This is a genomic window from Pseudomonas sp. P5_A2_2, from assembly GCF_054177685.1.
Map to the genome: position 1 here is coordinate 1 of NZ_JBGCUL010000357.1, position 4416 is coordinate 4416.

At 59.4% G+C, this 4416-nt stretch carries 3 protein-coding genes and 1 pseudogene; 2 read left to right on the plus strand and 2 right to left on the minus strand.

Annotation, left to right across the window (positions count from 1 at the left end; genetic code table 11):
- Positions 1-208: 208 nt before the first annotated feature.
- Entirely contained in the window at positions 209-952 is a 744-nt protein-coding gene (locus ACXRVY_RS18235; RefSeq protein WP_458237919.1) for a phosphatase PAP2 family protein, read from the minus strand.
- 54 nt (positions 953-1006) lie between these two features.
- Positions 1007-2956 (minus strand): LTA synthase family protein, encoded by a 1950-nt coding sequence (locus ACXRVY_RS18240; RefSeq protein WP_223459977.1) that lies wholly within the window; start codon positions 2954-2956, stop codon positions 1007-1009.
- A gap of 202 nt (positions 2957-3158) precedes the next feature.
- Between ACXRVY_RS18240 and colR the strand changes: the two genes are divergently transcribed.
- Positions 3159-3842 (plus strand): two-component system response regulator ColR, encoded by a 684-nt coding sequence (gene colR / locus ACXRVY_RS18245; protein ID WP_007985839.1) that lies wholly within the window; start codon positions 3159-3161, stop codon positions 3840-3842.
- Positions 3832-4416 (plus strand): annotated as a pseudogene (locus tag ACXRVY_RS18250) (two-component sensor histidine kinase); the annotation flags it as partial. The gene colR and the pseudogene ACXRVY_RS18250, both read left to right, overlap by 11 nt.

Genomic DNA, 4416 nt, shown 5'->3' on the forward strand with positions numbered 1-4416 from the left:
GGGCGGTCTGGGCGGCATGGGCGGCCTGCTGTAAGCCAGCCTTACCCCTGTACGAAAAAACCCCGCCTGCGAAAGCAGGCGGGGTTTTTTATGGCCTTCAATTTGGGGTTGGCTGGAGATCGCGTCGCGCCCATCGTCGGAGCGCCGCCCGGACCAAGCCACGCTCCCACAGGGTCTGCATCGTCTCTGTGGGAGCGTGGCTGTCAGGTCAGGCGCCGACAGGTTCTGCAGTGGTCCCGCGTTCAGCCTTCAAAGCCGGCCGATACAGAACGTAGTAATACGACCCCAAACAAATCAGCCAGCAGAACACCGCCGTCCACACGTTGTGCGAGAAGAAGTGCGCGCCCTGCATCATCCGCCCGATGGAGAACACCGAGCCGAGAGCGAAGGCGAAGACAAACGCTGCGCGAGCCATGCGCGGGCGACGATCACGCAATACGAAAAACAGGGCAAACAGGGTGAAGCCGGTGGCCGCATGGCCGCCAGGCCAGCAACGTCCCGGTTTTTCGGTAGCCGGGCGATGGCTCAACAATTCGCTGTAGGTCTCGTGACCGCCGAATTGCTCAAGGCTCCAGGGGCATTGCACAGCGGTCACCGCTTTCATGGGCGTGACAAAGGAAGTCGCAAGGCCCAGGGACAGCACCAGGCAACCCAGTTCGCGCTTGTACGGTTTGAGCTTGATCATGAAAAACGAGGCAACGTAGACAACGATCGCAAATACCGAGAAGGCAATGACCACCTGCTTGGCGCGGGTATGCAGGATGTTTTCCAGGAAGTAACTGTGCCGTCCGATGAAGTCACCTGCGACGGGGTCGTAGAACAGCTTGGCAAGGTCCATGTCCAGTGAGGTCAGTTCGAGCAACACCAGAATGATCGCCGCAACGGCGGGAACCCCCAGGTACAMCCGGAAATTGAGCGGGCGAGGGGTGGGGCGGACAGCGGTTGATGACATGGTGGATCCTGAACAAAGGAACAAGCCCCGGGGCATCGGCCCGGGGCGATTCGGTTAACGTTCGCCGACTTGGCCGGCACCCTCCTTGGGTGCTTTCCAGCCAAGCAGCTGTTGCTTGAAGCCATAACTGGCGGTTTGGTAATAGGTGATTGCGCGGGTAATCAGCGGGTCATCGGCGGTCGACCGGGACTCGCGGCTTTCAGTCAGGGCGTCATCGTGACGACGCAATCCCTGGCGCGGGCTCAAGATCGCCAGGTCCTTGCCGTCGAACAACCCCAGGTGCTGATAGTTGCCGAGCACCACGCGAGGCGGCAATGGGTTGTCCTGCAACAGGTTGCGGCCAAAGAACGTCGATTCATAATCCAGATTGAGCAAGCCCAGCAACGTCGGCGCCAGATCGATCTGGCTAGCCAATTGTGCCGTTTCCCGAGCTTCGATCAGCTTGGGTGCATAGATGAACAGCGGAATCTGATAGTTGTCGATGGGCAAGTCTTCCTTGCCGGCGCTGCCTGCAGTGTGGTCGGCGACGAAGATGAAGATTGTATTGTCAAACCACGGTTTTTGACGCGCCTGATCAAGGAACTGACCAATGGCGTAGTCGGTGTATTTCACTGCGCCGTTACGGCCGTTGCCGGACTTGATGTCGATCCGGTTTTCCGGATAGGTATAGGGGCGGTGGTTGGACGTTGTCATCAGTTGCAGCAGGAATGGCTGCTGCCTGGCATAGTCGGCATCGGCCAGTTTCAGCGTCTGGTTGTAGAGATCCTCGTCAGCCATGCCCCAGGCATTCTTGAAGTGAATCTCCGACTCTTCAACGCTGCTCTGGTCCACTACGCGATAACCGTTGCCGCTGAAAAACGCATTCATGTTGTCGAAGTAACCGCGGCCGCCGTAGACAAACACACTGTCGTAGCCCACGGCATTGAGTTGCTGGCCAAGGCTGGCAAAGCCGCTTTCGCGACCTACGCGCTTGACGATCGAGCGCCCCGGCGTCGGCGGAATCGCCAGGGTGATGGCTTCCAGGCCGCGATCGGTGCGGGTGCCGGTGGCGTAGAAATTATTGAAATACAGGCTCTGCTTGCGCAAGGCATCAAGATTGGGCGTCAGGTTGCGGGTGTCGCCGTTGCTGCCCATGTACTTGGCGCTGAAACTTTCAATGGTGACCAGCACGATGTTGGGCTTGCGCGGCGTGCCCGGGTTATCGATTTGCCGACGGATGTCCTGCGGGTCCTGGCCAACGAATCGGGCATTGGGTTCTGCCAGTTCGGCGCGAATCTGTTGTGCAACGACCGCCGACGGCAGCGTGCTGTAGAACTGCGGGTAGTCCAGTTCATTGTTACGGAACGCGGCGAAGAACTGGTAGGGACCATTGCTCGCCAGCTCGTTCTGATAGGCATTGCCGCCCTGGGCGCGCGGGGCATCCTGGCTGAGCAACTGCAGGCTCAGGCCGGCGACGATCAACAAACCGAGTGCATTGAGCAAGCGGCCACGCAGGGGCGGCAACGGTGCATCGAGTGCTGCGTTGAAAGCTTTACGCAATGCAAGACTCAGGACCACGGCCAACACGGCGAGAATGCTCAGCAGCGTGCCGATCGGGTATGACTCCAGCAGGTTGTTAAGTACTTCGTCGGAATACACCAGGTAGTCGACGGCGATGAAGTTGAAGCGCACGCCGAATTCATCCCAGAACAGCCACTCGGCCACCGAGGTGAACAGCATCGCGAACAGACTGACGGTCAGCAGACCTTGAAGAAACCAGCGATGGCCACGAGTGCGCCACAAGGCCGGCGGGCACAGCAACAGGTAGAGGCCCATTGGCAGCGCTGCGTAAGCGATAAAGCCCAGGTCGTAAAGCAGGCCGATGCCGAACACCGACAGGAAGCCGCTTCCGGCCTCATCCAGATGCGTGAGCAGCAGGACCGTTCGAGTCAGAAAAAAAATCACCAGCCAGGACCCGGTCACCAGCAGCAAAAAGCGCATGGGTGCCGTCTTCAAATAGTCCATTTTTTGTATTCCTTGTTATCAAGCGCGTGAGAGTCTCGGCTGACCACTGTAGTCAGCGCGTGAATCGATAGTGAAAAACCTGTCAATCATACCTTTTGGTTGAGCGAATTGATCCATGCACAGCCTTCCCCTAGCCGTGGGCCACACTTGGCCTTAAGCTGCGCGGGCCACGACGGCCGTTACTGTGGACGGAGAGATACCCATGCGAATTCTATTGGTTGAAGACAACCGCGATATCCTGGCCAACCTGGCCGATTACCTGGGGCTCAAAGGCTATACCGTGGATTGCGCGCAGGACGGTCTTTCGGGTCTGCATCTGGCAGCCACCGAGCATTACGATTTGATCGTGCTCGATATCATGCTGCCCGGCATCGACGGCTACACCCTGTGCAAGCGTCTGCGCGAAGATGCCCGCCGCGAAACGCCGGTGATCATGCTCACGGCCCGCGATCAACTGGATGACCGTCTGCAAGGCTTCAAGTCCGGTGCCGATGACTACCTGATCAAACCGTTCGCCCTGTCTGAGCTGGCGGCGCGTATCGAAGCGGTCATGCGCCGTACCCAGGGCGGCGGACGGCGGACCTTGCAGGTCGGCGACCTGAGCTATGACCTCGACACCCTGGAAGTCACACGCGAAGGCCGCTTGCTGAAACTCAACCCGGTCGGCCTGAAGTTGCTGGCCGTGTTGATGCAGAAAAGCCCGCATGTGTTGCGCCGTGAAATTCTTGAAGAAGCGCTCTGGGGCGACGACTGCCCGGACAGCGACAGCCTGCGCAGCCATGTCCACCAACTGCGCCAGGTGATCGACAAGCCGTTCGCCAAGCCATTGCTGCAAACCGTGCACGGTGTGGGGTATCGCCTGGCCGAGGGGCGTGATGGAGTTTAAGCAGAGCCTTTCTCAACGAATCATCATTGCCTTTGCGCTGATGAGCGCACTGGTGGCGGGTGCCTTTGCCATGGGCATCGTGGCGACCGTGCACCTAGTGGAAGAAAAGCTGATTTCGGCAGGCCTGGGCGGCGATTTGCAGCGCCTGTTGCTGATGGACAATGTCACGGACTGGCGCCATCGTCCCGAGCCGGACCAATTATTCTACTTCAGCAGCGGGCCAGGCGATTTCAGGTTGCCCAAGGATTTGCGGCACCTGGAGCCGGGCTTTCATGAAGTGTTCCGTGAAAACCTGTCGTACCACGCCATGGTCGAAATCGTCGACGGCCGACGTTACGTGCTGTTGCAGGACCAGAGCGACTTCGAAGAGCGTGAGCGGGTGCTGTTTGCCGTGGTGCTGGTGGGTTTCGTACTGAGCCTGGCGCTGGCGGTATTTCTCGGCTGGGTCCTGGCCCGCAAGGTCATGGCGCCGGTGGTGCGGCTGGCCCGCCAGGTACGCCATCGTGATCAACTGCTCGGTTTAGCCCCCCCTTTGGCCCCGGACTATGCTGCCGACGAAGTGGGCGAACTGGCC

Bases quoted from the DNA above. Each gene is read 5' to 3' on its own strand.
- ACXRVY_RS18240 (WP_223459977.1), bottom strand. From the start codon at position 2,956: ATGGACTATTTGAAGACGGCACCCATGCGCTTTTTGCTGCTGGTGACC.
- colR (WP_007985839.1), top strand. From the start codon at position 3,159: ATGCGAATTCTATTGGTTGAAGACAACCGCGATATCCTGGCCAACCTG.